The following is a 26,086-nucleotide window of genomic DNA, read 5'->3' as shown; positions in this document are numbered from 1 at the left end:
GCTAGCATTACTTTCTCAGTGATACTTTATCAACCAAGTGGCTTGGTCCTTTGTGTAAGATAAGATGGGCTCTTTCTCGAGTGGGAAGAATATTATGCTCTAAATTGAGTCCATTAATATCATGCCAAATTTGCTTTGCTTTACTCTTTGCTTCTTCCACTGAGAGCTGAGTGTAATGACTAAAGTACGAGCCAGGCTTGGTAAATGCCCCTCTACGAAACTTCAAGAAACGCTCTACATACCATTGCTCGATGGTTTCGGTTTCCGCATCCACATAAATAGAGAAATCAAGAAAGTCTGAGACAAATACACGATGAGGATCATGCGGGTAGTCCATACCGCTCTGTAGGACATTTAATCCCTCGATAATAAGTACATCAGGGCGATCTACTTTCTTGCGTTCTTCAGTGATGTCATAAGTGATGTGTGAATAAACCGGGACTTCTAAATTCGGCTGACCGGCTTTTACATCGGAAACGAATTCGACCAAGCGTTTAATGTCGTAAGACTCCGGGAAGCCTTTACGATGCATGATACCTTTCTCTTCCAATACCTTCTTTGGGTATAAGAAACCATCCGTTGTTACAAGTGCAACTTTTGGGTGGTTCTCCCAACGTGATAGCAAAGCCTCTAGCAGTCGCGCGGTCGTACTCTTACCAACTGCCACACTGCCTGCGATACCAATAACAAAGGGTGGGGCATGTTCTTCTGTGTTGAGAAATTGCTGAAGTACCGAGTTGCGGCTTTGGCGAGCCTGAACGTACAGATTTAAAAGGCGAGACAAAGGAAGGTAGATCTCTACCGCTTCCTCCATAGTGAGGTTTTCATTAATGCCTTGAAGCGCAGTTAAATCATCTTCAGATAGTGTCATTGGAACAGAATTACGCAATTCTGCCCATTCGGCACGGTCAAATGACAAAAATGGACTCATGGGTCTCTTTTATCCTTGGTTTCATAGAGAGCAAGAACATACAACAAGCTCCGTGCAAAGCAAACGACAAAGCTCGAAAGTTTGCTTTAAAAAGCGAGGTTTGTATGATTTTGCAGCAATTGATTCTAAAAAGTCTAATTTTACGTTTTTTTTTGAAATAGCTATTGCAACCTAGAAAATCATTCAATAGAATGCGCACCACTTATGCCGACTTAGCTCAGTAGGTAGAGCAACTGACTTGTAATCAGTAGGTCACCAGTTCGATTCCGGTAGTCGGCACCATTCTTTCCTGTTTCTTAGAGAAATAATTGTAGTAAGAATGGCTTGAAATTTTGGAGGGGTTCCCGAGTGGCCAAAGGGAGCAGACTGTAAATCTGCCGGCACTGCCTTCGATGGTTCGAATCCGTCCCCCTCCACCATATTCTTTAGGAAATAGCTCTCAGAGTTACGTGTTGCGGGCATCGTATAATGGCTATTACCTCAGCCTTCCAAGCTGATGATGCGGGTTCGATTCCCGCTGCCCGCTCCACTCTAATTTGAGTGCTGATATAGCTCAGGTGGTAGAGCGCATCCTTGGTAAGGATGAGGTCGGCAGTTCGAGTCTGCCTATCAGCACCAGCTCTCAAAGTTATTTCCTTTTGATATAAGATTTACCAATTATCTTTTTTGGTTGCGTGGTCAATTCGGGCCACCTAAATCCGTACCTAGAGGGACTACTCATGTCTAAAGAAAAATTTGAACGTGTAAAACCGCACGTAAACGTTGGTACTATCGGCCACGTTGACCACGGTAAAACAACTCTAACAGCTGCTATCTGTACAACACTTGCTAAAGTATACGGCGGTGCTGCTCGTGACTTCGCATCTATCGATAACGCTCCAGAAGAGCGTGAGCGCGGTATCACAATCGCTACTTCTCACGTAGAGTACGACACTCCAACTCGCCACTACGCGCACGTTGACTGTCCAGGACACGCGGATTACGTTAAAAACATGATCACTGGTGCTGCACAGATGGACGGCGGTATTCTTGTAGTTGCTGCTACAGATGGCCCAATGCCACAAACTCGTGAGCACATCCTACTAGGCCGTCAGGTTGGTATCCCATACATCATCGTATTCATGAACAAATGTGACATGGTTGACGATGAAGAGCTACTAGAACTAGTAGAAATGGAAGTTCGTGAACTTCTATCTGAGTACGATTTCCCAGGTGATGACCTACCAGTTATCCAAGGTTCTGCACTAGGCGCACTAAACGGCGAAGAGCAGTGGGAAGCTAAGATTGTTGAACTAGCAGAAGCGCTAGATTCATACATCCCTGAGCCAGAGCGTGCAGTAGATATGCCATTCCTAATGCCTATCGAAGACGTATTCTCAATCCAAGGTCGTGGTACAGTAGTAACTGGCCGTATCGAACGTGGTATCCTAAACGTAGGTGACGAAGTTGCTATCGTTGGTATCAAAGACACTACTACTACTACATGTACTGGTGTTGAAATGTTCCGTAAGCTTCTTGACGAAGGCCGCGCTGGTGAGAACGTTGGTGCACTTCTACGTGGTACTAAGCGTGATGAAGTTGAACGTGGTCAAGTACTAGCTAAGCCTGGTTCAATCACTCCACACACTAAGTTCGAGTCAGAAGTATACGTACTGTCTAAAGATGAAGGTGGTCGTCACACTCCATTCTTCAAAGGCTACCGTCCACAGTTCTACTTCCGTACAACTGACGTAACTGGTGACATCTCTCTACCAGAAGGCGTAGAAATGGTAATGCCAGGCGACAACATCCAAATGCAAGTTGAGCTAATCGCTCCTATCGCTATGGATGAAGGCCTACGTTTCGCTATCCGTGAAGGTGGCCGTACTGTAGGTGCTGGTGTTGTTGCTAAGATCTTCGACTAATTCTTAACGAATTAACGAATGTCTTCGGAAAATCTTGAATTAGATTTGACGAACCAGTAGCAAAAAGGGCATCATTTGATGCCCTTTTTCTGCACTCAACATTATTTTAGCTGTTTTCTTGTTCAGATTTTGGTTGAGAGCAGAGCAAGATTGGCCAGACAGGCTTAATCTTAAGAGAGTAGCGCTGATTTTTTCAGCGATATGGAGTTTGCCCTGCAACAGCGGGGTTGTTGTCGTCTATATTAAGACTTGTGACAGGTTGGTTTATGAAAGCAAATAATGCTGAAACTCCTGATAGCTCAAACGCAGCAGATACGTTTAAGTGGATTGCCGCTTTCGTATTAGCAGCGGCCGCTGTTGTGGGTAATTACCTGTATGGTGAAATGTCTGTAGTTGTTCGCGCTGCAGGCGTTGTTGTTCTTATTGCAGCTGCCCTTGGCGTTGCAGCAACAACGACTAAAGGTAAAGCAGCGATCAGTTTTGCAAAAGAATCTCGTATGGAAGTTCGTAAGGTTGTTTGGCCTACACGCCAAGAAACTATGCAAACAACACTGATCGTTTTAGCTGTAAGTATTGTAATGGCTCTAGCGCTTTGGGGTATTGACGGCATTATGGTTCGTCTAGTAGCTCTAGCGACTGGGGTATAGAGGGTTTTAATTCATGAGTGAAGCTCCAAAAAAACGCTGGTATGTGGTTCAAGCCTTCTCTGGATTTGAAGGTCGTGTAGCTCAATCTCTTCGCGAGCATATCAAAATGCACAGCATGGAAGAGCTATTCGGTGAAGTACTTGTTCCTACTGAAGAAGTAGTAGAAATGCGCGCGGGTCAGCGTCGTAAATCTGAGCGTAAGTTCTTCCCAGGGTACGTCCTTGTTCAGATGATTATGAACGATGAATCATGGCACCTAGTACGCAGTGTGCCGCGTGTCATGGGCTTCATTGGTGGTACCTCAGACCGTCCGGCACCTATCACAGATAAGGAAGCTGACGCTATTCTTAACCGTCTTGAAAAAGCGAGTGAAGCTCCTCGTCCACGTACTATGTACGAAGCGGGCGAAGTGGTACGTGTTAATGAAGGTCCATTTGCTGACTTCAATGGTACTGTTGAAGAAGTGGATTACGAGAAGAGCCGCCTGAAAGTGTCTGTATCGATCTTTGGTCGTGCAACACCAGTTGAGCTTGAATTTGGTCAGGTTGAAAAACTTGATTAAAAAAACACCTTTTTAAGGGTTGTCTAAGGCGCGAATTATGACTATAATTTCGCGCCTTTTTACTTCTGGTGAAGTAAAGAGTTTTTTCATAAACGGGGAGCTGATCGGTGATTAGCGTTTGTACCCAAACTTAGGAATTATCATGGCTAAGAAAGTTGAAGCTTACATCAAGCTACAAGTTGCAGCTGGTATGGCGAACCCAAGTCCACCAGTTGGTCCTGCACTAGGTCAACACGGTGTTAACATCATGGAATTCTGTAAAGCGTTCAACGCGAAAACAGAATCTCTAGAGAAAGGTCTACCTACTCCTGTTGTTATCACTGTATACAACGACCGTTCTTTCACGTTCGTAACTAAGACTCCACCTGCTGCTGTTCTTCTTAAGAAAGCTGCTGGCGTTAAGTCTGGTTCAGGTCGTCCAAACACTGAAAAAGTTGGTACTGTAACTGACGCTCAAATCCAAGAAATCGCAGAAACTAAAGCTGCTGATATGACTGGTGCTGACATCGAAGCGATGAAGCGCTCAATCGCTGGTACTGCTCGTTCAATGGGCCTAGTGGTAGAGGGTTAATAAGATGGCTAAACTAACTAAGCGCATGCGCGTAATCCGCGAAAAAGTTGACGTAACTAAAGAGTACGAAATCAACGAAGCTGTTGCTCTTCTTCAAGAACTAGCTACTGCTAAATTCGTAGAGTCTGTTGACGTTGCTGTTAACCTAGGCATCGATGCTCGTAAATCTGACCAGAACGTACGTGGTGCAACTGTACTGCCTCACGGTACTGGCCGCGAAATCCGCGTTGCAGTGTTCACTCAAGGTGCAAACGCTGAAGCAGCTAAAGAAGCTGGCGCAGACATCGTTGGTATGGAAGATCTTGCTGAGCAAGTTAAGAAAGGCGAAATGAACTTCGACGTAGTTGTTGCTTCTCCAGATGCAATGCGCGTTGTAGGTCAACTAGGTACTATCCTAGGTCCTCGCGGTCTAATGCCAAACCCTAAAGTTGGTACTGTAACTCCTAACGTTGCTGAAGCGGTTAAGAACGCTAAAGCTGGTCAGGTTCGTTACCGTAACGACAAAAACGGCATCATCCACACTACTATCGGTAAAGCAAACTTCTCTGCTGAGCAGATCAAAGAGAACCTAGAAGCTCTTCTAGTTGCTCTGAAGAAAGCTAAGCCATCTTCAGCGAAAGGTACTTTCCTGAAGAAAGTAAGCATCTCTACTACTATGGGTGCTGGTGTTGCTGTTGATCAGGCTAGCCTGAACACTCAAGCATAATTTATTTGCTTAGGCGCAAAATTTGTGTATAATTTTGCGCCTAATATTTGTGGTTGGGGCTGAACATTGGTTCTTTGAACTGTCTCCTAGTTCGAAATGAATTAAGACCCAGTCTCCGTCCAAGACCGTAGGTGTTTGTTCTCAAGACAAACTTAATCATCCTACGTAGATGGTGCCCGAACTGACAGAAAGCTCTATGTAAATAGTTAACTTTCTTCTGGGAATGCACCTCAATAGCTCTCACTGTCGTGATGATAGTGAGTGGTGTAACGACAACCAGGAGTAAATCCAAGATGGCTTTAAACCTTCAAGACAAAAAAGCAATTGTTGCTGAAGTCAACGAAGCTGCCAGTGGTGCACTTTCTGCAGTTGTAGCTGATTCTCGTGGCGTTGAAGTTGGCGCGATGACTTCTCTACGTAAACAAGCTCGCGAAGCGGGTGTTTACATGAAAGTCGTGCGTAACACTCTAGCACGTCGTGCGGTTCAGGGTACAGACTACGAGTGTCTAACTGACACTTTCACTGGTCCTACTCTAATCGCGTTCTCTAACGAGCACCCAGGTGCTGCAGCGCGTCTTTTCAAAGACTTCGCTAAAGAGAACAAAGATTTCGAGATCAAAGCTGCTGCATTTGAAGGCGCTGTAACTGACGCTGAAGTACTAGCAACACTACCAACTTACGACGAAGCAATCGCACGCCTAATGATGTGCATGAAAGAAGCTTCTGCTGGCAAGCTGGTACGTACTATCGCTGCTATCCGCGATCAAAAAGAAGAAGCAGCGGCTTAAGCCTTGCTTTTTACTGGTTGCAAAATAAACTTATTGTTGACTTAAAAGAGAATTGTTATGTCTATTACTAACGAGCAAATCCTAGACGCAGTTGCAGAAATGTCTGTAATGCAAGTTGTTGAACTAATCGAAGCTATGGAAGAGAAATTCGGTGTATCTGCTGCTGCTGCAGTAGTTGCAGGTGGCGCAGCAGGCGGCGAAGCTGCAGCTGAGCAAACTGAATTTGACGTAATCCTAGAATCTGCTGGCGGTAACAAAGTTGCTGTAATCAAAGCAGTACGTGGCGCAACTGGCCTAGGTCTTAAAGAAGCTAAAGCTCTTGTAGACGGCGCTCCAGCACCTCTTAAAGAAGGTGTTGACAAAGCAGAAGCTGACGCACTTAAAGCTCAGCTAGAAGAAGCTGGTGCAACTGTTGCTGTTAAGTAATTATTGCATAGTTTCTTAGCCTAACGGCTAATTGGCTGGTGGTTTTTTAACCACCGGCCTTTTTGCGCTGTAGGGTATAGGCGAATTTTCCCGCTGTTTAAGCGCCTGTCCCCGAGCAAAAAACATTTCATTCCTACGCAATGAAATGTCACTACAGTAAACAGCTATTTAGTCACTGTCCCTTACCCCCCTTAAGTAACTAGGAGCGGGCGGACAGTTTGGGTCACTTATCAGCGAGCTGAGGAACCCCATGGTTTACTCTTATACCGAGAAAAAGCGCATCCGTAAGGACTTTGGTACTCGTCCACAAGTTTTGGACATTCCATACCTGCTATCGATCCAGCTCGATTCGTTCGACAAATTCATCGAACAGGATCCTGAAGGTCAATACGGTCTTGAAGCTGCTTTCCGTTCTGTATTCCCAATTCAGAGCTACAACGGCAATTCTGAGCTGCAATACGTTAGCTACCGTCTTGGTGAGCCAGTTTTTGACGTTAAAGAATGTCAAATCCGCGGTGTAACTTACTCAAAGCCACTACGCGTAAAACTACGTCTAGTAATCTTTGATAAAGACGCGCCAGCAGGTACTGTAAAAGACATTAAAGAACAAGAAGTCTACATGGGCGAAATTCCGCTTATGACAGACAATGGTACCTTCGTAATTAACGGTACCGAGAGGGTTATCGTATCCCAGCTGCACCGAAGCCCAGGCGTGTTCTTCGACAGCGATAAGGGTAAGACCCACTCTTCAGGTAAAGTTCTATATAACGCACGTGTAATTCCTTACCGTGGCTCATGGCTAGACTTTGAGTTCGATCCTAAGGATAACCTATACGTACGTATCGACCGTCGTCGTAAGCTACCAGCTTCGATCATCCTTCGTGCACTTGGTAAGACGTCAGAAGAAATTCTAGATATCTTCTTCGAGAAAGTGAACTTCGAAGTGAAAGACCAAACTCTACTAATGGAGTTGGTTCCTGATCGTCTACGTGGTGAAACTGCGTCATTCGACATCGAAGCGAACGGTAAAACTTACGTTGAGCAAGGTCGCCGCGTTACAGCTCGTCATATCCGCCAACTAGAAAAAGATGGCGTTGATCACATCGAAGTACCAGTTGAGTACATCGTTGGTAAAGTTGCATCGAAAGATTACATCAACGAAGCAACAGGCGAGATCATTGTTAACGCTAACCAGGAAATTAGCCTGGAAGCACTAGCGAACCTATCTCAGGCTGGCCACAAATCACTAGAAACGTTGTTCACCAACGATCTAGACCACGGTCCATTCATGTCAGAAACACTACGTATCGACAGCACTGTTGATCGTATTTCTGCATTGGTAGAAATCTACCGCATGATGCGCCCTGGCGAGCCACCAACAAAAGAAGCTGCAGAAGCACTATTCGAAAGCCTATTCTTCTCTGAAGAGCGTTACGATCTATCGACTGTTGGTCGTATGAAGTTCAACAGCTCTATCGGCCGTGAAGATGCTCAAGAGCAAGGCACACTTGACGAGCTAGACATCGTTGAAGTGATGAAGAAGCTTATCGCGATCCGTAACGGTAAAGGCGAAGTGGACGATATCGACCACCTTGGCAACCGTCGTATCCGTTCTGTAGGCGAAATGGCTGAGAACCAGTTCCGTGTAGGTCTAGTACGTGTTGAGCGTGCAGTTAAAGAGCGTCTAAGCCTAGGCGATCTTGACGCAATCATGCCTCAAGACCTGATCAACGCGAAACCAATCTCTGCAGCTGTTAAAGAATTCTTTGGTTCTTCACAGCTTTCACAGTTCATGGACCAAAACAACCCGCTATCAGAAGTAACGCACAAGCGTCGTATTTCTGCATTGGGTCCTGGCGGTCTAACTCGTGAACGTGCTGGCTTCGAAGTACGTGACGTACACGTAACTCACTACGGTCGTCTATGTCCTATCGAAACGCCGGAAGGTCCAAACATCGGTCTGATCAACTCTCTATCTGCGTTTGCGCGTTGTAACGAGTACGGTTTCCTAGAGACACCATACCGTCGCGTTGTAGATGGCGTTGTAACAGACGAAGTAGATTACCTATCTGCAATCGAAGAAGGCCAATTCGTTATCGCACAGGCTAACGCTGCGCTAACTGAAGAAGGCGGTTTTGCAGATGAGCTGATCACAGCTCGTCAAAAAGGTGAATCTGGTCTACACCCTCGTGAGCACGCTCAGTACATGGACGTTGCGACAAACCAGGTTGTATCTATCGCTGCATCGCTTATCCCGTTCCTAGAACACGATGATGCGAACCGTGCATTGATGGGTGCGAACATGCAACGTCAGGCAGTTCCAACACTTAAGGCTGACAAGCCTCTAGTTGGTACTGGTATTGAACGTAACGTAGCAGTTGACTCAGGTGTAACTGCAGTTGCTAAACGTGGTGGTGTAATCCAGTCAGTAGATGCTTCTCGTATCGTTGTTAAAGTGAACGAAGAAGAGCTAGTACCAGGTGAAGCTGGTATCGACATCTACAACCTGACTAAATACACACGTTCTAACCAGAACACATGTATTAACCAGCGCCCATGTGTGATGCCAGGTGAACCTGTATCACGCGGTGACGTTCTTGCTGATGGTCCTTCAACAGACCTTGGTGAACTAGCGCTTGGTCAAAACATGCGTATCGCGTTCATGCCTTGGAACGGTTACAACTTCGAAGACTCGATCCTAGTATCTGAGCGCGTAGTTCAAGAAGACCGCTTCACGACTATCCACATCCAAGAACTTACTTGTGTGGCGCGTGATACTAAGCTTGGTTCTGAAGAGATCACAGCGGATATTCCAAACGTAGGTGAATCTGCTCTGTCTAAACTAGACGAGTCAGGTATCGTTTACATCGGTGCTGAAGTTAAGGGTGGCGACATCCTAGTTGGTAAAGTAACACCTAAAGGTGAAACTCAGCTAACGCCTGAAGAGAAGCTACTACGTGCAATCTTCGGTGAAAAAGCATCTGACGTTAAAGATACTTCACTACGTGTACCTAACTCTGTTTCAGGTACGATTATCGACGTTCAAGTCTTTACTCGCGATGGCGTAGAGAAAGACAAGCGTGCGCTTGAAATCGAGCAAATGCAGCTTAAAGAAGCGAAGAAAGACCTAACTGAAGAATTCCAGATTCTTGAGGGTGGCCTTCTAAACCGTGTTCGCGCTGTATTGATCGATGGCGGTTACTCTGAAGCGAAACTAGACACAACTGATCGTAAGAAGTGGCTAGAACTAACGCTAGAAGATGACGCTCTACAAACTCAGCTAGAGCAACTTGCTGAGCAGTGGGACGAGCTAAAAGCTGACTTCGATAAGAAATTCGAAACTAAGCGTCGTAAGATCACACAAGGTGATGATCTAGCACCTGGCGTACTGAAGATCGTTAAGGTTTACCTAGCGGTTAAACGTCGCATCCAGCCTGGTGATAAGATGGCGGGTCGTCACGGTAACAAGGGTGTAATCTCTAAGATCAACCCTGTTGAAGACATGCCATACGATGAAAAAGGTCAGCCTGTAGACATCGTACTTAACCCACTGGGTGTACCTTCGCGTATGAACATCGGTCAGATCCTAGAAGTACACTTAGGTCTGGCAGCGAAAGGTATCGGTGACAAGATCAACCAGATGGTTAAAGAGCAGCAAGAACTAGCGAAATTCCGCGAGTTCCTACAGAAAGTTTACGATCTAGGCGAAACTCGCCAGAAAGTAGACATTGCTTCTCTATCTGATGACGAAGTTCGTACTCTGATCAAGAACCTACGTGGCGGCCTACCAATCGCGACTCCAGTATTTGACGGTGCACCAGAAGCGTCTATTAAAGCGCTACTGAAACTAGCAGACCTACCAGAATCTGGTCAGCTAAAACTGTTTGATGGTCGCACAGGTGACCAGTTTGAGCGTCCTGTAACTGTAGGTTACATGTACATGCTGAAACTGAACCACCTTGTTGATGACAAGATGCACGCTCGTTCAACTGGTTCGTACAGCCTAGTAACTCAGCAGCCACTTGGTGGTAAAGCTCAGTTCGGTGGTCAGCGTTTCGGTGAGATGGAAGTATGGGCACTAGAAGCATACGGTGCTGCTTACACTCTACAAGAAATGCTAACGGTTAAGTCGGATGACGTTAACGGCCGTACTAAGATGTACAAAAACATCGTAGACGGTAACCACAGCATGGAACCTGGTATGCCAGAATCGTTCAACGTATTGTTGAAAGAGATTCGCTCGCTAGGTATCAACATCGAGCTAGAAGACGAAGAGTAATCTCTTTCTCTCTCGACCAAGGTTGAGAGAGATATAAAGCGATTATTTGGTAGAAGGTGCTCACTTTAGCGGGTGAGCTCCTTTTAACTCCTTACAGGAGCTGATTGTGAAAGACTTATTAAACTTTCTAAAAGCACAGCATAAGACCGAAGAATTTGATGCAATCAAAATCGGTCTATCTTCACCAGACATGATCCGTTCATGGTCTTTCGGTGAAGTTAAAAAACCTGAAACGATCAACTATCGTACGTTCAAACCTGAACGCGATGGTCTGTTCTGTGCGCGTATCTTTGGTCCAGTTAAAGACTACGAATGTCTTTGTGGTAAGTACAAGCGCCTGAAGCACCGTGGTGTTATCTGTGAGAAGTGTGGTGTAGAAGTTACACAAACTAAAGTTCGTCGTGACCGTATGGGCCACATCGAGCTAGCTTCACCAGTAGCTCACATCTGGTTCCTAAAATCGCTACCGTCTCGTATCGGTCTACTAATGGATATCCCTCTACGTGATATCGAACGTGTTCTTTACTTCGAAATGTACGTAGTAACAGAACCGGGTATGACTGATCTAGAAAAATCTCAGATGCTTACTGAAGAAGAGTATCTGGATCGTCTAGAAGAGTGGGGCGACGAGTTCACTGCTAAGATGGGTGCAGAAGCAATCAAGGACCTACTAGGTTCTATGGATATGCACGCTGAAGCAGAACAGATGCGTGAAGAGCTAGAAACAACTAACTCTGAAACTAAGCGTAAGAAAGTAACTAAGCGTCTGAAACTGGTAGAAGCGTTTATTCAATCTGGCAACAACCCAGAGTGGATGATCCTAACTGTACTTCCAGTTCTTCCGCCAGATCTACGTCCTCTAGTACCACTAGATGGCGGTCGTTTTGCGACTTCAGATCTGAACGACCTATACCGTCGTGTGATCAACCGTAACAACCGTTTGAAGCGTCTTCTAGAGCTAGCTGCTCCGGACATCATCGTACGTAACGAAAAACGTATGCTGCAAGAGTCTGTTGATGCGCTACTAGATAACGGTCGTCGTGGTCGTGCGATCACAGGTTCTAACAAGCGTCCTCTGAAATCTCTTGCTGATATGATCAAGGGTAAACAAGGTCGTTTCCGTCAGAACCTTCTAGGTAAACGTGTAGACTACTCTGGCCGTTCTGTAATCACAGTAGGTCCATACCTTCGTCTACACCAGTGTGGTCTTCCTAAGAAGATGGCACTTGAGCTATTCAAACCATTTATCTACAGCAAGCTAGAGACTCGTGGTCTTGCGACTACAATCAAAGCTGCTAAGAAGATGGTAGAGCGTGAAGAAGCGGTAGTTTGGGATATCCTAGACGAAGTAATCCGCGAACACCCAGTACTATTGAACCGTGCACCTACACTTCACCGTCTAGGTATCCAGGCGTTCGAACCAGTACTAATCGAAGGTAAAGCGATCCAGCTACACCCACTAGTGTGTGCGGCGTACAACGCGGACTTCGATGGTGACCAAATGGCGGTTCACGTACCTCTAACTCTAGAGGCACAGCTTGAAGCTCGTACTCTGATGATGTCGACAAACAACATTCTGTCGCCAGCGTCAGGTGATCCGATCATCGTACCTTCTCAGGACGTTGTATTGGGTCTGTACTACATGACTCGTGACAAGATCAACGTGAAAGGTGAAGGCATGTACCTTTCTGGCCCAGCAGAGGCTGAGAAAGCATACCGCACTAAGCAAGCTGAACTTCACGCACGCGTTAAAGTACGTATTACAGAAACAGTTGTAGACGAAGACGGCAACAGCACAACAGAGACTAAGATGGTTGATACAACTATCGGTCGTGCAATGCTATGGCAAATCGTGCCAGCTGGTCTACCGTACAGCATCGTTAACCAAAAGCTAGGTAAGAAGCAAATCTCTAACCTACTAAACGAGGCGTACCGTAAGCTAGGTCTGAAAGACACTGTAATCTTCGCTGACCAAATCATGTACACAGGTTTCGCATACGCGGCACTATCTGGTGTATCTGTTGGTATCGACGATATGGTTGTACCGCCAGCTAAGTACACTGAAATCGCAGAAGCGGAAGAAGAAGTACGTGAAATCCAGGAACAATACCAATCTGGTCTTGTTACTGCGGGCGAACGATACAACAAAGTTATCGATATCTGGGCATCGACCAACGATCGCGTAGCGAAAGCGATGATGGCAAACCTTTCATCTGAAACGGTAGTTAACCGTGACGGTGAAGAAGAGCAACAAGAATCGTTTAACAGCATCTACATGATGGCTGACTCGGGTGCTCGTGGTTCTGCAGCTCAGATTCGTCAGCTAGCGGGTATGCGTGGTCTGATGGCTCGTCCGGATGGTTCGATCATCGAAACGCCGATCACTGCGAACTTTAAAGAAGGTCTAAACGTACTTCAGTACTTTATCTCAACGCACGGTGCTCGTAAGGGTCTTGCGGATACGGCACTGAAAACAGCGAACTCGGGTTACCTAACTCGTCGTCTAGTAGACGTTGCTCAAGACGTTGTTGTAACTGAACATGACTGTGGCACTCATGAGGGTGTTGACATGATGCCTCACATCGAGGGTGGTGATGTTAAAGTTGCACTAACTGAGCTAGCGCTAGGTCGTGTAGTAGCTGAAGACGTTCTTAAGCCAGGTACAGAAGATGTTCTGATCCCACGTAACACTCTAATTGATGAGAAGTGGTGTCAGATCATGGAAGAGAACTCAGTAGACAGCATGAAAGTGCGCTCTGTAGTTACTTGTGATTCTGACTTCGGTTGTTGTGCACAGTGTTACGGTCGTGACCTAGCACGTGGTCACCTAGTGAACCAAGGTGAAGCAGTAGGTGTTATCGCTGCTCAGTCTATCGGTGAACCGGGTACACAGCTTACGATGCGTACGTTCCACATCGGTGGTGCAGCATCTACTGCAGCAGCAGAGAACAGCATCCAAGCGAAGACAACTGGTACAGTTAAACTGCACAATGCTAAGTTCGTAATCAACAAAGATAAGAAGCTAGTAATCACGTCTCGTGCATCTGAGCTAACTATCATTGATGAATTCGGTCGTACTAAAGAGAAGCACAAACTTCCTTACGGTTCGATGCTAAGCAAAGGCGACAACGACGCAGTAACAGCTGGTGAAGTTGTTGCTAACTGGGAAGCGCACACCATGCCAATCATCACTGAAGTGGCAGGTCGCATCCAGTTCGTAGACATGATCGACGGTGTTACAGTTTCTCGTCAAACAGATGACCTAACAGGTCTATCTTCAAGCGAAGTAACTGACCCAGCAGCTCGCCCAGCAGCAGGTAAAGATATGCGTCCAGCTATCAAACTTGTTGATGAGCAAGGTAACGATGTAATGATCCCTGGTACAGAAATGCCAGCTCACTACTTCCTACCTGGTAAAGCGATTGTAAACATCGAAGATGGCGCTGAAGTTGGCATTGGTGACACACTATCTCGTATCCCTCAGAAATCTGGCGGTAACAAAGATATCACCGGTGGTCTACCACGCGTAGCTGACCTATTCGAAGCTCGTAAGCCTAAAGAGCCTGCGATCCTTGCTGAGCACACAGGTACTGTGAGCTTTGGTAAAGAAACGAAAGGTAAGCGTCGTCTAGTTATCACTCGCGACAGCGGTGATACTTACGAAGAGATGATTCCTAAGCATCGTCAGTTGAACGTATTTGAAGGTGAGCGTGTTGAACGTGGTGACGTGATCGCAGATGGTCCAGAGTCTCCACATGACATCCTACGTCTACGTGGCGTACACGCTGTAACTCAGTACATCGCTAACGAAGTACAAGAAGTTTACCGTCTACAAGGCGTTAAGATTAACGATAAGCACATCGAGACTATCGTTCGTCAAATGCTACGTAAGTGTACAATTACTCACGCTGGTGACTCTGAGTTCCTACCTGGTGAGCAAGTTGAATACTCACAAGTTAAGATTGCTAACCGTAACCTAGAAGCTGAAGGCAAAGAGCCTGCACGTTTCGAGCGTGAGCTACTAGGTATTACTAAGGCATCTCTAGCGACTGAGTCGTTCATCTCTGCGGCATCGTTCCAGGAGACAACTCGCGTACTAACAGAAGCTGCGGTTTCTGGTAAGCGTGATGACCTACGTGGTCTGAAAGAGAACGTAATTGTTGGTCGTCTGATCCCAGCTGGTACTGGTTTCGCATACCACCAAGATCGTCAAGCTAAACGTGCTGAAGCGCAAGAAGGTCCATCTGCTGAACAAGCAACAGATAACCTAGCTGCACTTCTAAACGCAGGCTTCTCTTCTGACGAGTAATCGTTAAGATCTTAAAAGAAAAGGCACCCTCGGGTGCCTTTTTTGTTTCTTGGAGGCCAAATAGAACGCTTACGCTCCGAGAGTCGAGAGCGCTTCGCTTTAGGAGTCGAGGAGTGTTTGTTGGAGGGGGTTACAAGAAGCTTGCTCTCGAAAGGTGTTGACAGGACTTGTTCCTAAAAAGACAAAATGAACCGAATCCCGAATCCCGAATCCCGAATCCCGAATCCCGAATCCCGAATCCCGAATCCCGAATCCCGAATCCCGAATCCCGAATCCCGAATCCCGAATCCCGAATCCCGAAAAACAAAAAGGGTTGACGTGCATACGCCAACCCTCAAGAATTTTCTCGCTTCTCGCTTCTCGCTTCTCGCTTCTCGCTTCTCGCTTCTCGCTTCTCGCTTCTCGCTTCTCGCTTCTCGCTTCTCGCTTCTCGCTTCTCGCTTCTCGCTATGCGCCAGGCGGCATTGCTAAACTGTCGGCAATCAACTGAATCAAGTGGTCTTCTACCGCGAAACGTGTCTCAATGATTTCCCCAATCAAAGACATGTCCTGATCAAAATCAGACAATTCATCTTCAGCGGAAACATCAGAGTATTTGTCGGTAAAGTTCAGTAACGGCTCAGTAGTAAGGACGATCTTCGCGTAAGTCTGGTTGATTTCATCTGTCGCGACAAAGCCAGTGGCTTTCCACTTATCCATCACCATATCGTAGATTTTAAAGTGACCTTCGGAGATGTAGTCGACAAGGTGTTGGCAGAAGTGCTGAAGTTCGTCAGGAGAAGGGAGTTCAATGACATTGGATTTCGAACAAGGTTGCAGTGCTGCAAGCTTACAATATTCGACAATCAGAGATTGTCTCGTTTCCAGCCAATGGTCGATAACGTCACTGGAGCCGCCCCATTGGTCTTGTGTTTGTTTGAATTTTTTTAGCATGACCATGCCCTCATGATCTGATCGCCCATTGGCGAACGTATCCTTTGCAAAGCAAAGTTAGTAAAGTGATTACAAACTCTTGTCCTTACTAGAATTTATAGTTGCAAAATTGGCGAACGACAAACTCTGGTATGAAATTAGATTGCCAGTAAAATGAATGAACTTCAAGCAAAGGGACGCTGTAATGTTAAGAAAAGGTGAAGTTAACCGTACGAAAAACGCCCATTGGTGTGTTGTTTCAGGAAGCGATGTTTGGCTGGTGGATGGTGCTATTCCTTTCGGAAGTGCAGAGCAGTACTCACTGCCAGAGGGCAGCGCAAGGCAGATAGGTGAATACCAAGGTGCCCCAGTAATGTGGTTCAACCTGTCGGATTTAGACAATGATTTAGAACTGGTTTCTCTGCGTGATTGCCTGCATTTTCCAGAAGCGCTTTTCTTACTGATCAGCAAAGCGATTCAATATGGCCACATGACACAGAGCCTACGCTTTTGCCCACAATGTGGCGGTCGTAATTTCCTCAATAACAATCAATTGGCAATGCAGTGTGGTGAGTGCCGTACTTTGCATTATCCGCGTATTTTCCCATGCATCATTGTCGCTGTGCGTAAAGACAACCAAATCTTGCTAGCTCAGCACCCTCGCCATCGAAATGGCATGTATACCGTAATAGCGGGCTTTTTAGAGGTGGGTGAAACCTTGGAGGAGTGTGTGGCGCGTGAGGTGCACGAAGAAACGGGCGTACATGTGAAAAACATTCGTTACTTTGGCAGCCAGCCGTGGGCGTTTCCATCTAGCATGATGATGGCTTTTCTGGCCGATTTTGACTCTGGTGAATTGAACCCTGACTACACTGAGTTATCCGATGCGCAATGGTTTGGTGTTGACAAGATGCCGCCAGTCGCACCAGAAGGAACGATTGCACGAGCGCTAATTGAGCAAACAATTAGTGATATTCAACAGGCTTGAGAGCCGACTCGTAAAGCGATTAAAGGAAAATGTAGAATCACTTTTGAGACAAAAGGGGTTGTTAGACTGACCTGGCACAGCATTCTGTAATGACACAATGATTAATAAAGGAGTATGTCTAATGAAATACAGATCAGCGTTATGGCTAGGTATTGCGTCTTTCTCTTTGGTGAGTGTTTCGGCACAGGCAAGTATTGAAGTGAAAGCGAAGCGCATGTTGACCGAAAATACCATGACGGAAAACGTCGCAAAAGTACAAGCTGCTTGTGGCAATGAAGCTCTAGCAACGAACTTTGATTGGACCGCATGGGATGACTATGACTTCGCTGAAGCTCGTTTAGACGAAGTAAAAACCACGGGCTGGCTTGGTAGTTTAATCAACAATATCTATGACGATATGGTCAAGCTATGTACGACGACTGAACATGCCGCGCTTTACAAAGAAGAATTCCAGAAAGTTCAGCAGATCCAATTTGTTGGTCAAGATTCCGTTGAGGCGCGTAAAGCAGGATTCTCTCTTGATGACGGTGGTAGCGTTCTCAATGTTGCTTTGAACCCGAACGCGGCGTACGACTCTTCAACGCTGAAGTACCTCAAGCAAGCGTGGAACTAAGGTAATGAACAAAATATTATTACCTTTACTTGCCGTGGCATCTAGCTTTTCAGCTTTTGCGGCGGAAGAGCGTTATTCCATGGAGGACTTAACTGCTCTTCATAAAACGCAAAGCTGGAATGAACTGCTCGCTCACGCGAACGATATTCGACCTTCAAAACGAGATGATGCATGGCAAGTTCTCGTGGCGGATGCCGCGACTGGTGCCTTCAATAATTACGTCTCTTCTGGAGCGGCGGATAGCGCAATTGGTCTAGGGCAACAGCTACTCACTGAGTATGCGTTTCTGTCTAAATCCAAAGGTTTTACTCAAAGCTTCGCAAAAACTTTAGTTCCGGCAGCGCAATCTTGCATTAAGTATTCGATGGAAGGGTGTGTTGAGAGTTACGGTCAACTGCTCGCCGAACTCTCTCCAGCAGGCAGCGTAAGTTTTGAAGAAGGGACAAAGGTGTTCCAGAATGTCTCTAAATCTCTCGCGATTCCATTCTATGCTGCGGCAGTCAAGCAGTCTCCAGAATATTGTGAAGATGAAAAGGTCTCGAATGCGTTGTTGTATACGCTTGATCGACCGAGTAATTCTCAGTTTGCGCTGGCTAAAGAAGTCGCAACAAATGGGTGTGCTAACACGGCACTAACAAACTTTGAGAATTACATTATTGATTCGCAATCGGTGCGGGAGGCTTTGTGCCCGACTTACCTATCCAAAGGATATGTAAAAGGGGTCATGAAAAAAGTTTGCCAATCATGATTATGAAATATGAAGCCACCGAAAGGTGGCTTTTTTAATTCATTGAAAAATAGGTAAAAAAAACCCTCCGAGAGGGAGGGGGTAAGTAAGATGTCGTTATGAGATGCTGAGTACCGGGTACTCAGTTTATAATTGTAGTTTTCGCTAGCGAACAAATTTTTAACACTGATACCGATTGGGTGCAAATTAAGCACTGATTTAAAAGTTAATAACTTGATCCAGGTTGCAAAGCACACAGCTATTAGCCTTAAATCAGTGATAGAATACCCCCTTTCAAAGAAAGCCTAACAATTGGAATTACGGAATGACTGAATTAAAAAATGATCGTTATCTGCGTGCCCTTTTAAAAGAGCCAGTAGATTACACGCCAGTATGGATGATGCGTCAGGCAGGTCGTTACCTACCAGAATACAAAGCAACTCGTGCGCAAGCGGGCGATTTCATGTCTTTGTGTAAAAACGCGGAGTTGGCGTCAGAAGTAACGCTTCAGCCACTACGCCGTTTTCCTCTTGATGCAGCGATCTTGTTCTCTGACATCCTAACTATCCCAGATGCAATGGGCTTAGAGCTTCGCTTTGCTGCGGGTGAAGGTCCGGTTTTCGATAAGCCTATCACTTGCAAAGCAGACGTAGAAAAGATCGGTCTGCCGGATCCAGAAGGCGAGCTGCAATACGTAATGAACGCAGTGCGTCAAATCCGCAAAGATTTGAACGGTGACGTTCCACTGATTGGTTTCTCTGGTAGCCCATGGACACTGGCGACTTACATGGTTGAAGGCGGCAGCTCGAAAGCGTTCACCAAGATCAAGAAGATGATGTACGCAGAACCACAAACGCTGCACCTACTTCTAGATAAGTTAGCAGACAGCGTTATCGAGTACCTAAACGCGCAAATTAAAGCGGGTGCACAGTCGGTGATGGTATTTGATACATGGGGCGGTGTACTGACTCCTCGTGATTACAACCTGTTCTCACTGCAATACATGCACAAGATTGTGGATGGTCTGATTCGTGAAAACGACAGTCGCCGTGTGCCAGTAACGTTGTTCACTAAGAACGGTGGTATGTGGCTTGAGCAAATCGCAGCAACGGGCTGTGATGCGGTAGGTCTAGACTGGACGATCAACATCGCAGACGCAAAAGCACGTATCGGCGATAAAGTGGCTCTACAAGGTAATATGGACCCATCAATGCTTTACGCTTCACCAGAGCGTATCCGTGAAGAAGTCGCGGGTATTCTAGAAGGCTTTGGCGATGCAGGTACTGGTCACGTGTTCAACCTAGGCCACGGTATCCACTTGGATGTGCCGCCAGAAAACGCAGGCGTATTTGTGGAAGCGGTACACGAGCTATCTAAGCCATACCATAAGTAACCTCGAATTTTTGAAATCAAATACCGGCCTTCAGTGCCGGTATTTTTTTACCCAAAATTCAGATTTTTTATCTGAAACGCAAGGTTGTACAGCTCTGATAGCATTTGGTCTACCATGATCTAATTACTACTCGAGCTGTTCAGTTGCTGCTTAAGGTGTTTATAAACAATGATTTATAGTCTTGGTGCTTGTGCGAAAATTTTCTTGTACAGATAAACAAGCAATTAGATCATAGGTAACCTAAAGCATCGAATGGACACGCTTTTTAAGGTATGGCACGACGTCAGATTCAAACCAAGGGTTCTTCTTTAACCACAATGTGTTGCGTGGAGAAGGGTGAGGAAGCGGGATAAAGTCAGGCTCCCAGTCCTGCCATTGCTGAACAGTTTGCGTGAGTGTTTTTGGTTTGTTGGTGAGATAGTACTGTTGTGAGTACTGACCAATCAGTAGTGTCAGCTCTATATTGGGCAACTGATCTAGAATCTTTTTATGCCAAGCAGGCGCACACTCTTTGCGAGGAGGCAAATCGCCAGAGTTCCCCTTGCCTGGATAGCAGAAGCCCATCGGGACAATGGCTATTTTGTTTGGGTCGTAGAAAGTGTCTTTGTCGATATCGAGCCATTGGCGTAACCGATCGCCGCTTGGGTCATTCCAAGGTATCGAGGTTTTGTGTACGCGCGTCCCTGGCGCTTGTCCGATGATTAGGATGCGTGCGTCTTTTGCTGCTTGTACGACAGGATTTGCACCCAAAGGTAAATCGTCTGCGCAGATCTGGCAGGCTCGTACTTGCTTTAGCAATGTTTCTAAAGACATAAGATGGTTAATACCCTTTATCGAAATCGACCTGATTATTTAGAGAGAACCCGTCTCGCCAACTCAAGTAGTTGTCTGCAAAAATGTCGACCACTTGCTCTGGGAAACTCAATGCTGCGATGTGGGGTGTGATGGTTACTTGCGGAAGTTTCCAAAAAGGATGTTGCGGTGAGAGTGGCTCTTGTTCAAACACATCGAGAAAAGCATGTTCGACCCAACGATTCTTGAGCGCGAGCAATAGACCAGTATCATCAATCACATCACCTCTTCCGACATTAAATAACAGTGCCTGATTAAGGTGGCTTAGCACCTCGCTGTTGAGTAAGCGTTGAGTGTCTGGCGTGCTCGGCAGTGTATTTACCACAATGTCCGCTTGATGAAATGCGCTTGCCAGTTCATTGATATGAAAGGTTTGAGTAAATTCGCCACCAGAAGTTGGGATACCAGTACGATTGATCCCTACGGTTTTCATGCCCATCAATTGTGCCGCTTTACCCAAGTGGCTACCTATGCTGCCTGTACCAAGAATCACCATGGTTTTGTTTTGCAGCGAGGTGTACAGATGCGGTTGCCACTGCTTGCTCTGTTGTTGCTGGTGGTATTGCATAAAGTGGCGGAAGTGAGCAATGCAGTAGCCAATTACGTACTCGGCAATTAATGGGCCGAAAATACCGCGTACGTTGGTCAGAGTGTAATCTTGGCGCAGATCCGGTGACATTAAAGCGTTCACCCCCGCAAATGTGGATTGCACCCACTCAAGCTGTGAAAACTCGTCTAACCTTTGTGGTAGTAATGGTGGATCCGCCAGTACGATCTGAGCTTCTTCAGGTTGGTCGGTGAGGCAAAGATCGGGCAGATTTTTCTCTGCCAGTAACGTTTCGTAGGTGTCGCGATGCTCTGAGAGCAGGAAAATCTGATTTGGATGCTGCATTAACTTTTTTCCCTGTGATGAATCAAGTACACTTTCGCTGTTTTTTTCTTCAATGATTGAGTGACTATGCTTAAGAATCCTCTTCAGGTTCGTTTGGAAAAACTAGAACCTTGGCAACAAATTACCTTCATGGCGTGTCTGTGTGAACGCATGTATCCAAACTATGCGATGTTTTGTGAGAATACAGAATTTGCTGAGCCACGTGCTTACCGAGCGATTCTTGATAGTGTATGGGAAATTCTGACGGTTAAGAACGCGAAAATTAATTTTGAACGTCAATTAGAGAAGTTAGAAGAGTTGTTCCCAAGTGCGGATGAATTCGATTTTTACGGTGTTTATCCAGCGATGGATGCGTGTCAGAGCTTGTCGACGCTGTTGCACGGTCTGTTGGATCGCGACTACCTTTTCGATTCAATGCTTAAAGTGAGCCAACAGTCGGTAAAAACCGTGGCTGACCTAGAACAAGCACAAGGTTCAGAGCCAATCACCAACGACAATCAAAAAGAAAATGAAGCCGTATGTGAAGAGTGGGATGTTCAATGGGCTATCTTCCGCCCACTGCGTGAAGCGGTAGAGCGCGACATCTGCTTGATTAAAGATTTGCGTGAAGAACTACGCGAAGAAGCCGTGAGTAACATCGGCATCGCACTTTAATCGTTGAATAGATAAAACAAAGGCATCCAGATTGGATGCCTTTTTTGTTTTTGCGTTTGAGCGATTACGCCCCATGCTGATTACGATTCTTTAGATTCTGGTTTGGTTGGCTCTTGAGCTTCTGGCTCTTTGTCCTGTTTCTCCAGTTCTTCCTCTTCTTCATCGTCATCGCGGCTTTCAATTACGCCGTGCTTTTCTTTCCAGCTTTCCCAGCGTTGGTAAGCCAGTTCTTGCATGTCAGTGCTCTTATCCGCTTCATCGATGATCTCTTCACCCAATAGGTGCTCAAAGATGTCTTCTAGCGTTACCAAGCCTTGTACTGTACCGTATTCGTCAACCACAAGCGCTAGCTGCAGGCGGTGAGTCATCATCTGGTCGAACACTTTAGGCAGAGCGGTGTTGTTCAGTACCACTTGGATTGGGCGCATGACCGAGCCAAGTTGTTTTTGGCCGCTGCCTGATTGTTGCAGCTTGAACAGCTCTAGACGGTGCACAAAACCAATGATGTTGTCTTTCTGCTCGCTGTAAACCAGTGGGCGAGAGAAAGGCGTCTCTTTATGCTTCTCTAGAAAGTCATTGATGGTCATGGTCGCGTCAACGCGAAATACTACTGGGCGCGGAGTCATAACTTGTGTTACTGGCACATCTTGAATACCAAGTAGGTTGCTTAGGATCTTTGATTCACCTTCTGCGAACTCACCGCTTTCTTTTGCCAGAATAGCCATAGCAGACAGCTCATCACGCATTTTTGGTGCTTCGTGGTTACGAGCTAGACGCTTAGTGATTTGCTCAGAGAACCATACGAATGGTGTTAGTGCCCATACCATCCAACGTAGCGATACCGCCGCAGATGGTGCAAGTTGGCGCCAGTAAGTTGCACCAATCGTCTTAGGTACGATTTCTGATAGAACAAGAATCGCCAGTGTCAGTACCGCAGAGAAGATACCTAGTGCTTCGCTACCGAACACTACCGCCGCTTGTGCACCTGCCGTTGCTGCACCGATAGTGTGAGCAATGGTGTTCAGGGTCAGGATCGAAGCCAGTGGTCGGTCGATGTCTGCTTTCAGTTTTTCTAACTGAGCAGAAGCAGGGTGCCCCTGTTGTTTGAGCTGCGCAATGTAGCTCGGACTGATACTAAGAAGTACCGCCTCCAGTACCGAACAGATAAACGAAATGCCGATAGCAATAGAGATATAAATGGATAACAGCAGCATAGTTGCCCTTGAATGTAATGTGATAGTCGGGATTTTAAGCGATTATAACCGCAAAAGCGCCCTATAAATCGTTCTTATTGCATTAGAAAGCAAGAGCTTTCCCCGTACAAGTAGTAACAAATTGTGAGTTATTACTCATATTATGGCTAAAACTACGTCAGAAAATCGAAAGATCGCTTACAAACCTTTGCCAGATGGGGCATTTATGTTTTAGAGTGAGATGAATTCGATAACATATGAGAAGGGAAACCTAATGAACAAGACCCAATTAATCGACTTTATTGCAGAGAAAGCAGACCTATCTAAAGCACAAGCTAAAGCTGCTCTTGAAGCAACTCTTGAGGGTGTTACTGGCGCTCTTAAAGAGGGTGACCAAGTTCAACTAATTGGTTTTGGTACATTCAAAGTAAACCACCGTGCTGCACGTACTGGTCGTAACCCTAAGACTGGTGACGAGATTCAAATCGCAGCAGCTAACGTACCTGCATTCGTAGCAGGTAAAGCGCTGAAAGAATCAGTAAACTAAGTTAAAATGCACCGAGGTATCCTGCCTCGGTGCAATTTCATGAAAAAACATCTACTCACTTCGCTCCTTCTATCAAGCCTCGCTCTTGTTGGCTGTTCTTCTGTTGAAACCCCAAATCTTGACCAATTTACCCATTTCTCAGGCGGGAAAATCATGGGTGATGCAACTAGTTTATATTGGATGACAGAGCGTCTTACACGCGTCAGTACGGCAGCAGACTATGTCACGATGGGAGATTACGGCTCGTACCAGAGTGATTATCGCTGGGATGATGGTGAGCTAAGAGAGTTGATTCGAAAAGGTAAGCAACTCGATGCCAAACAAGGATTGGTGCCTTTTCAAATCCACATTCGATTCAATAAAGATGGTGACGCGGTCTATCAGCAGTACCGTGTGAATGGGAAAGTGCTGCCCTTACAGCGCGACCAGTTAGAGCGTTACAAGCAAGAGGCGAACGATGTCGTTACGTCTATCAAGAAACAATCTCGTGATGGCCAGAGCCTAATCCAAGGTTATTGGGATGGTGAAACGTTCGAAACCTGCAAAGGGCGAGAGTTTACGACGTTGGAATTCAATCAGACCCTACCTAAGTTTGTGATTGATAGATTGGCGTCAGTGGACAGTTACATTGCGTTTATTGGTAAAGAGTCGCGTAATGCGGCGACCGTTGATGAATTGCTGATGCTCAATGATGATGACTTTGATTGTGTACCACGACCAAAGTTGATCTCTGAATAGACATGGCTTCGAATTCTCTCGAAAAAGAACAATAAAAAAGGCGCTGAGTGCGCCTTTTGTCTTTTTAGCCAACTGAAGTTGTTTTTATTTTTCTTGCTCACGTGCTATCGCACGGTAGCCGATGTCGTTACGATGGAACATACCATCCCAACTGATCTGTTTTGCAAGCTCGTAAGCACGCTGCTGCGCTTCTGATACGCTGTTGCCAAGTGCCGTTGCACAAAGAACGCGACCACCGTTTGTCACGATGTCGCCGTCTTTGTTATCTGTACCAGCATGGAAGACTTTTTCGCCTTCAATTTCAACTTGTGGCAGACCCGAAATTACGTCGCCTTTGTTGTATGCGGCAGGGTAGCCGCCGGCTGCTAGCACGATACCAATTGATGCTCGTGGATCCCACTTCGATTCCGCTTGATCCAGTTTCTCGTCGATTGCTGCTAGGCAGAGTTCAACAAGATCCGATTCCATACGCATCATGATAGGTTGCGTCTCAGGATCACCGAAGCGGCAGTTGTACTCGATTACTTTCGGAGTGCCGTCTTTGTCGATCATCAGACCCGCGTATAGGAAACCAGTGTAAGGGTTACCTTCAGAAGCCATGCCGCGTACCGTTGGGTAAATCACTTCTTCCATGATGCGGTTGTGGATTTCTTGTGTCACGACTGGAGCAGGAGAATATGCACCCATGCCACCTGTGTTAGGACCGGTATCTTTGTCGCCTACGCGTTTGTGATCTTGGCTGGTGGCCATTGGCAGAACGTTCTCACCATCCACCATAACGATGAAGCTTGCTTCTTCACCATCTAGGAACTCTTCGATAACGACACGGCTACCAGCATCACCAAATGCGTTGCCTGCTAGCATGTCTTTGATTGCCTCTTCAGCTTCTTCTAGTGTCATCGCTACGATAACGCCTTTGCCAGCAGCAAGGCCGTCAGCTTTCACCACAATCGGCGCACCTTGTTCACGTACGTAAGCAAGAGCTGGCTCTATTTCAGTGAAGTTCGCGTATGCGCCCGTTGGGATTTGGTGACGAGCAAGGAAGTCTTTGGTAAACGCTTTAGAGCCCTCAAGCTGCGCTGCTGCTTGTGTTGGGCCGAAGATTGGCAGGCCTGCTTCGCGGAAAGCATCCACAACACCGATAACCAGCGGTGCTTCAGGACCGACAATAGTCAGTTCAACCGCTTTCTCTTTTGCAAAAGCAACCAGACCTGCGATGTCTTCTACTGCGATATTTACGTTCTCTAGTTTAGGCTCAAGTGCTGTGCCTGCGTTACCTGGAGCAACGAAGATAGTCTCAACATTTGGGTTTTGCGCCGCTTTCCAACCTAGTGCGTGTTCACGACCGCCTGAACCAATGATAAGAATATTCATAATATTTCCTTTGATTTCGCTCCTCCCCTTATTAAGGGGAGGTTGGGAGGGGTAAGTCGTGTACGTACAACAGACCCCTT

At 46.2% G+C, this 26,086-nt stretch carries 22 protein-coding genes and 4 tRNA genes; 20 read left to right on the top strand and 6 right to left on the bottom strand.

Annotation, left to right across the window (positions count from 1 at the left end):
* Positions 1 to 7: 7 nt before the first annotated feature.
* Positions 8 to 931 (bottom strand): type I pantothenate kinase, encoded by a 924-nt coding sequence (gene coaA, locus KHO06_RS15995; RefSeq protein WP_038893024.1) that lies wholly within the window; start codon positions 929 to 931, stop codon positions 8 to 10.
* A 206-nt stretch (positions 932 to 1,137) separates the two neighbouring features.
* Between coaA and KHO06_RS15990 the strand changes: the two genes are divergently transcribed.
* The 13 genes from KHO06_RS15990 (at position 1,138) to rpoC (ending at position 15,123) form a co-directional block, all read left to right on the top strand.
* A tRNA-Thr gene (locus KHO06_RS15990) sits at positions 1,138 to 1,213 on the top strand.
* Positions 1,214 to 1,265: 52 nt separating this feature from the next.
* Positions 1,266 to 1,350: transfer RNA gene (locus tag KHO06_RS15985), tRNA-Tyr, on the top strand.
* Positions 1,351 to 1,385: 35 nt separating this feature from the next.
* Positions 1,386 to 1,460 (top strand) — tRNA-Gly (locus KHO06_RS15980).
* Positions 1,461 to 1,473: 13 nt separating this feature from the next.
* A tRNA-Thr gene (locus KHO06_RS15975) sits at positions 1,474 to 1,549 on the top strand.
* Positions 1,550 to 1,650: 101 nt separating this feature from the next.
* Entirely contained in the window at positions 1,651 to 2,835 is a 1,185-nt protein-coding gene (gene tuf / locus KHO06_RS15970; RefSeq protein ID WP_005438393.1) for an elongation factor Tu, read from the top strand.
* Positions 2,836 to 3,101: 266 nt separating this feature from the next.
* Positions 3,102 to 3,482, top strand: a complete 381-nt coding sequence (gene secE, locus KHO06_RS15965; protein WP_005451121.1) for a preprotein translocase subunit SecE — start codon at positions 3,102 to 3,104, stop codon at positions 3,480 to 3,482.
* A 13-nt stretch (positions 3,483 to 3,495) separates the two neighbouring features.
* Positions 3,496 to 4,044, top strand: coding sequence for a transcription termination/antitermination protein NusG (gene nusG / locus KHO06_RS15960; protein WP_005451123.1), 549 nt, complete (start codon positions 3,496 to 3,498; stop codon positions 4,042 to 4,044).
* 142 nt (positions 4,045 to 4,186) lie between these two features.
* Positions 4,187 to 4,615 carry a 50S ribosomal protein L11 gene (gene rplK, locus KHO06_RS15955; RefSeq protein ID WP_005451125.1) on the top strand — a complete coding sequence of 143 codons (429 nt, stop codon included), beginning with the start codon at positions 4,187 to 4,189 and terminating at the stop codon, positions 4,613 to 4,615.
* Between the two features lie 4 nt (positions 4,616 to 4,619).
* Positions 4,620 to 5,321, top strand: a complete 702-nt coding sequence (gene rplA / locus KHO06_RS15950; RefSeq protein ID WP_005384683.1) for a 50S ribosomal protein L1 — start codon at positions 4,620 to 4,622, stop codon at positions 5,319 to 5,321.
* 293 nt (positions 5,322 to 5,614) lie between these two features.
* Complete coding sequence (rplJ, locus tag KHO06_RS15945; RefSeq protein WP_005533792.1) at positions 5,615 to 6,109, top strand: 50S ribosomal protein L10; 495 nt, start codon at positions 5,615 to 5,617, stop codon at positions 6,107 to 6,109.
* Between the two features lie 57 nt (positions 6,110 to 6,166).
* Positions 6,167 to 6,535 carry a 50S ribosomal protein L7/L12 gene (gene rplL / locus KHO06_RS15940; RefSeq protein ID WP_005433642.1) on the top strand — a complete coding sequence of 123 codons (369 nt, stop codon included), beginning with the start codon at positions 6,167 to 6,169 and terminating at the stop codon, positions 6,533 to 6,535.
* 250 nt (positions 6,536 to 6,785) lie between these two features.
* A complete protein-coding gene (rpoB, locus tag KHO06_RS15935) occupies positions 6,786 to 10,814 on the top strand; it encodes a DNA-directed RNA polymerase subunit beta (RefSeq protein WP_005433641.1) in 4,029 nt (1,342 codons plus the stop codon).
* Between the two features lie 106 nt (positions 10,815 to 10,920).
* Positions 10,921 to 15,123, top strand: a complete 4,203-nt coding sequence (rpoC, locus tag KHO06_RS15930) for a DNA-directed RNA polymerase subunit beta' (RefSeq protein ID WP_005433640.1) — start codon at positions 10,921 to 10,923, stop codon at positions 15,121 to 15,123.
* Between the two features lie 447 nt (positions 15,124 to 15,570).
* On the opposite strand, the gene KHO06_RS15925 is transcribed toward rpoC, so the two are convergent.
* Complete coding sequence (locus KHO06_RS15925) at positions 15,571 to 16,062, bottom strand: Rsd/AlgQ family anti-sigma factor (RefSeq protein WP_010650836.1); 492 nt, start codon at positions 16,060 to 16,062, stop codon at positions 15,571 to 15,573.
* Positions 16,063 to 16,240: 178 nt separating this feature from the next.
* On the opposite strand from KHO06_RS15925, the gene nudC reads away from it, so the two are divergent.
* The 4 genes from nudC (at position 16,241) to hemE (ending at position 19,756) form a co-directional block, all read left to right on the top strand.
* The gene (nudC, locus tag KHO06_RS15920) at positions 16,241 to 17,023 is read left to right on the top strand and encodes an NAD(+) diphosphatase (RefSeq protein ID WP_212581864.1); all 783 of its coding nucleotides are present in this window, start codon (positions 16,241 to 16,243) and stop codon (positions 17,021 to 17,023) included.
* Between the two features lie 121 nt (positions 17,024 to 17,144).
* The gene (locus KHO06_RS15915; RefSeq protein ID WP_212581863.1) at positions 17,145 to 17,636 is read left to right on the top strand and encodes a hypothetical protein; all 492 of its coding nucleotides are present in this window, start codon (positions 17,145 to 17,147) and stop codon (positions 17,634 to 17,636) included.
* Between the two features lie 4 nt (positions 17,637 to 17,640).
* Positions 17,641 to 18,384, top strand: a complete 744-nt coding sequence (locus KHO06_RS15910; protein WP_212581862.1) for a hypothetical protein — start codon at positions 17,641 to 17,643, stop codon at positions 18,382 to 18,384.
* 304 nt (positions 18,385 to 18,688) lie between these two features.
* Entirely contained in the window at positions 18,689 to 19,756 is a 1,068-nt protein-coding gene (gene hemE / locus KHO06_RS15905) for a uroporphyrinogen decarboxylase (RefSeq protein WP_212581861.1), read from the top strand.
* Between the two features lie 240 nt (positions 19,757 to 19,996).
* Here hemE and KHO06_RS15900 read toward each other — a convergent pair whose 3' ends face one another.
* Entirely contained in the window at positions 19,997 to 20,569 is a 573-nt protein-coding gene (locus KHO06_RS15900) for a uracil-DNA glycosylase family protein (protein WP_010444391.1), read from the bottom strand.
* A gap of 7 nt (positions 20,570 to 20,576) precedes the next feature.
* Positions 20,577 to 21,500 (bottom strand): D-2-hydroxyacid dehydrogenase, encoded by a 924-nt coding sequence (locus KHO06_RS15895; RefSeq protein ID WP_212581860.1) that lies wholly within the window; start codon positions 21,498 to 21,500, stop codon positions 20,577 to 20,579.
* Between the two features lie 66 nt (positions 21,501 to 21,566).
* Between KHO06_RS15895 and KHO06_RS15890 the strand changes: the two genes are divergently transcribed.
* A complete protein-coding gene (locus KHO06_RS15890; protein WP_005433631.1) occupies positions 21,567 to 22,154 on the top strand; it encodes a DUF416 family protein in 588 nt (195 codons plus the stop codon).
* Positions 22,155 to 22,234: 80 nt separating this feature from the next.
* Here KHO06_RS15890 and KHO06_RS15885 read toward each other — a convergent pair whose 3' ends face one another.
* On the bottom strand, positions 22,235 to 23,368 hold the full coding sequence (locus tag KHO06_RS15885) for a hemolysin family protein (RefSeq protein WP_005433628.1): 1,134 nt from the start codon (positions 23,366 to 23,368) through the stop codon (positions 22,235 to 22,237).
* 253 nt (positions 23,369 to 23,621) lie between these two features.
* Between KHO06_RS15885 and hupA the strand changes: the two genes are divergently transcribed.
* Positions 23,622 to 23,894 (top strand): nucleoid-associated protein HU-alpha, encoded by a 273-nt coding sequence (gene hupA, locus KHO06_RS15880; RefSeq protein WP_005433627.1) that lies wholly within the window; start codon positions 23,622 to 23,624, stop codon positions 23,892 to 23,894.
* 39 nt (positions 23,895 to 23,933) lie between these two features.
* Positions 23,934 to 24,632: a DUF1481 domain-containing protein gene (locus KHO06_RS15875; protein ID WP_010650823.1), complete on the top strand. Its 699-nt coding sequence runs from the start codon at positions 23,934 to 23,936 to the stop codon at positions 24,630 to 24,632.
* A gap of 84 nt (positions 24,633 to 24,716) precedes the next feature.
* Here the strand turns inward: KHO06_RS15875 and purD are convergent, their stop codons facing one another.
* Positions 24,717 to 26,006 carry a phosphoribosylamine--glycine ligase gene (gene purD, locus KHO06_RS15870; protein ID WP_212581859.1) on the bottom strand — a complete coding sequence of 430 codons (1,290 nt, stop codon included), beginning with the start codon at positions 26,004 to 26,006 and terminating at the stop codon, positions 24,717 to 24,719.
* Positions 26,007 to 26,086: the final 80 nt, after the last annotated feature.

The sequence above is a fragment of the Vibrio sp. B1FIG11 genome, assembly GCF_905175335.1.
Classification (GTDB): domain Bacteria; phylum Pseudomonadota; class Gammaproteobacteria; order Enterobacterales; family Vibrionaceae; genus Vibrio; species Vibrio campbellii.
This window is presented reverse-complemented; position numbering and strand designations above follow the sequence as displayed.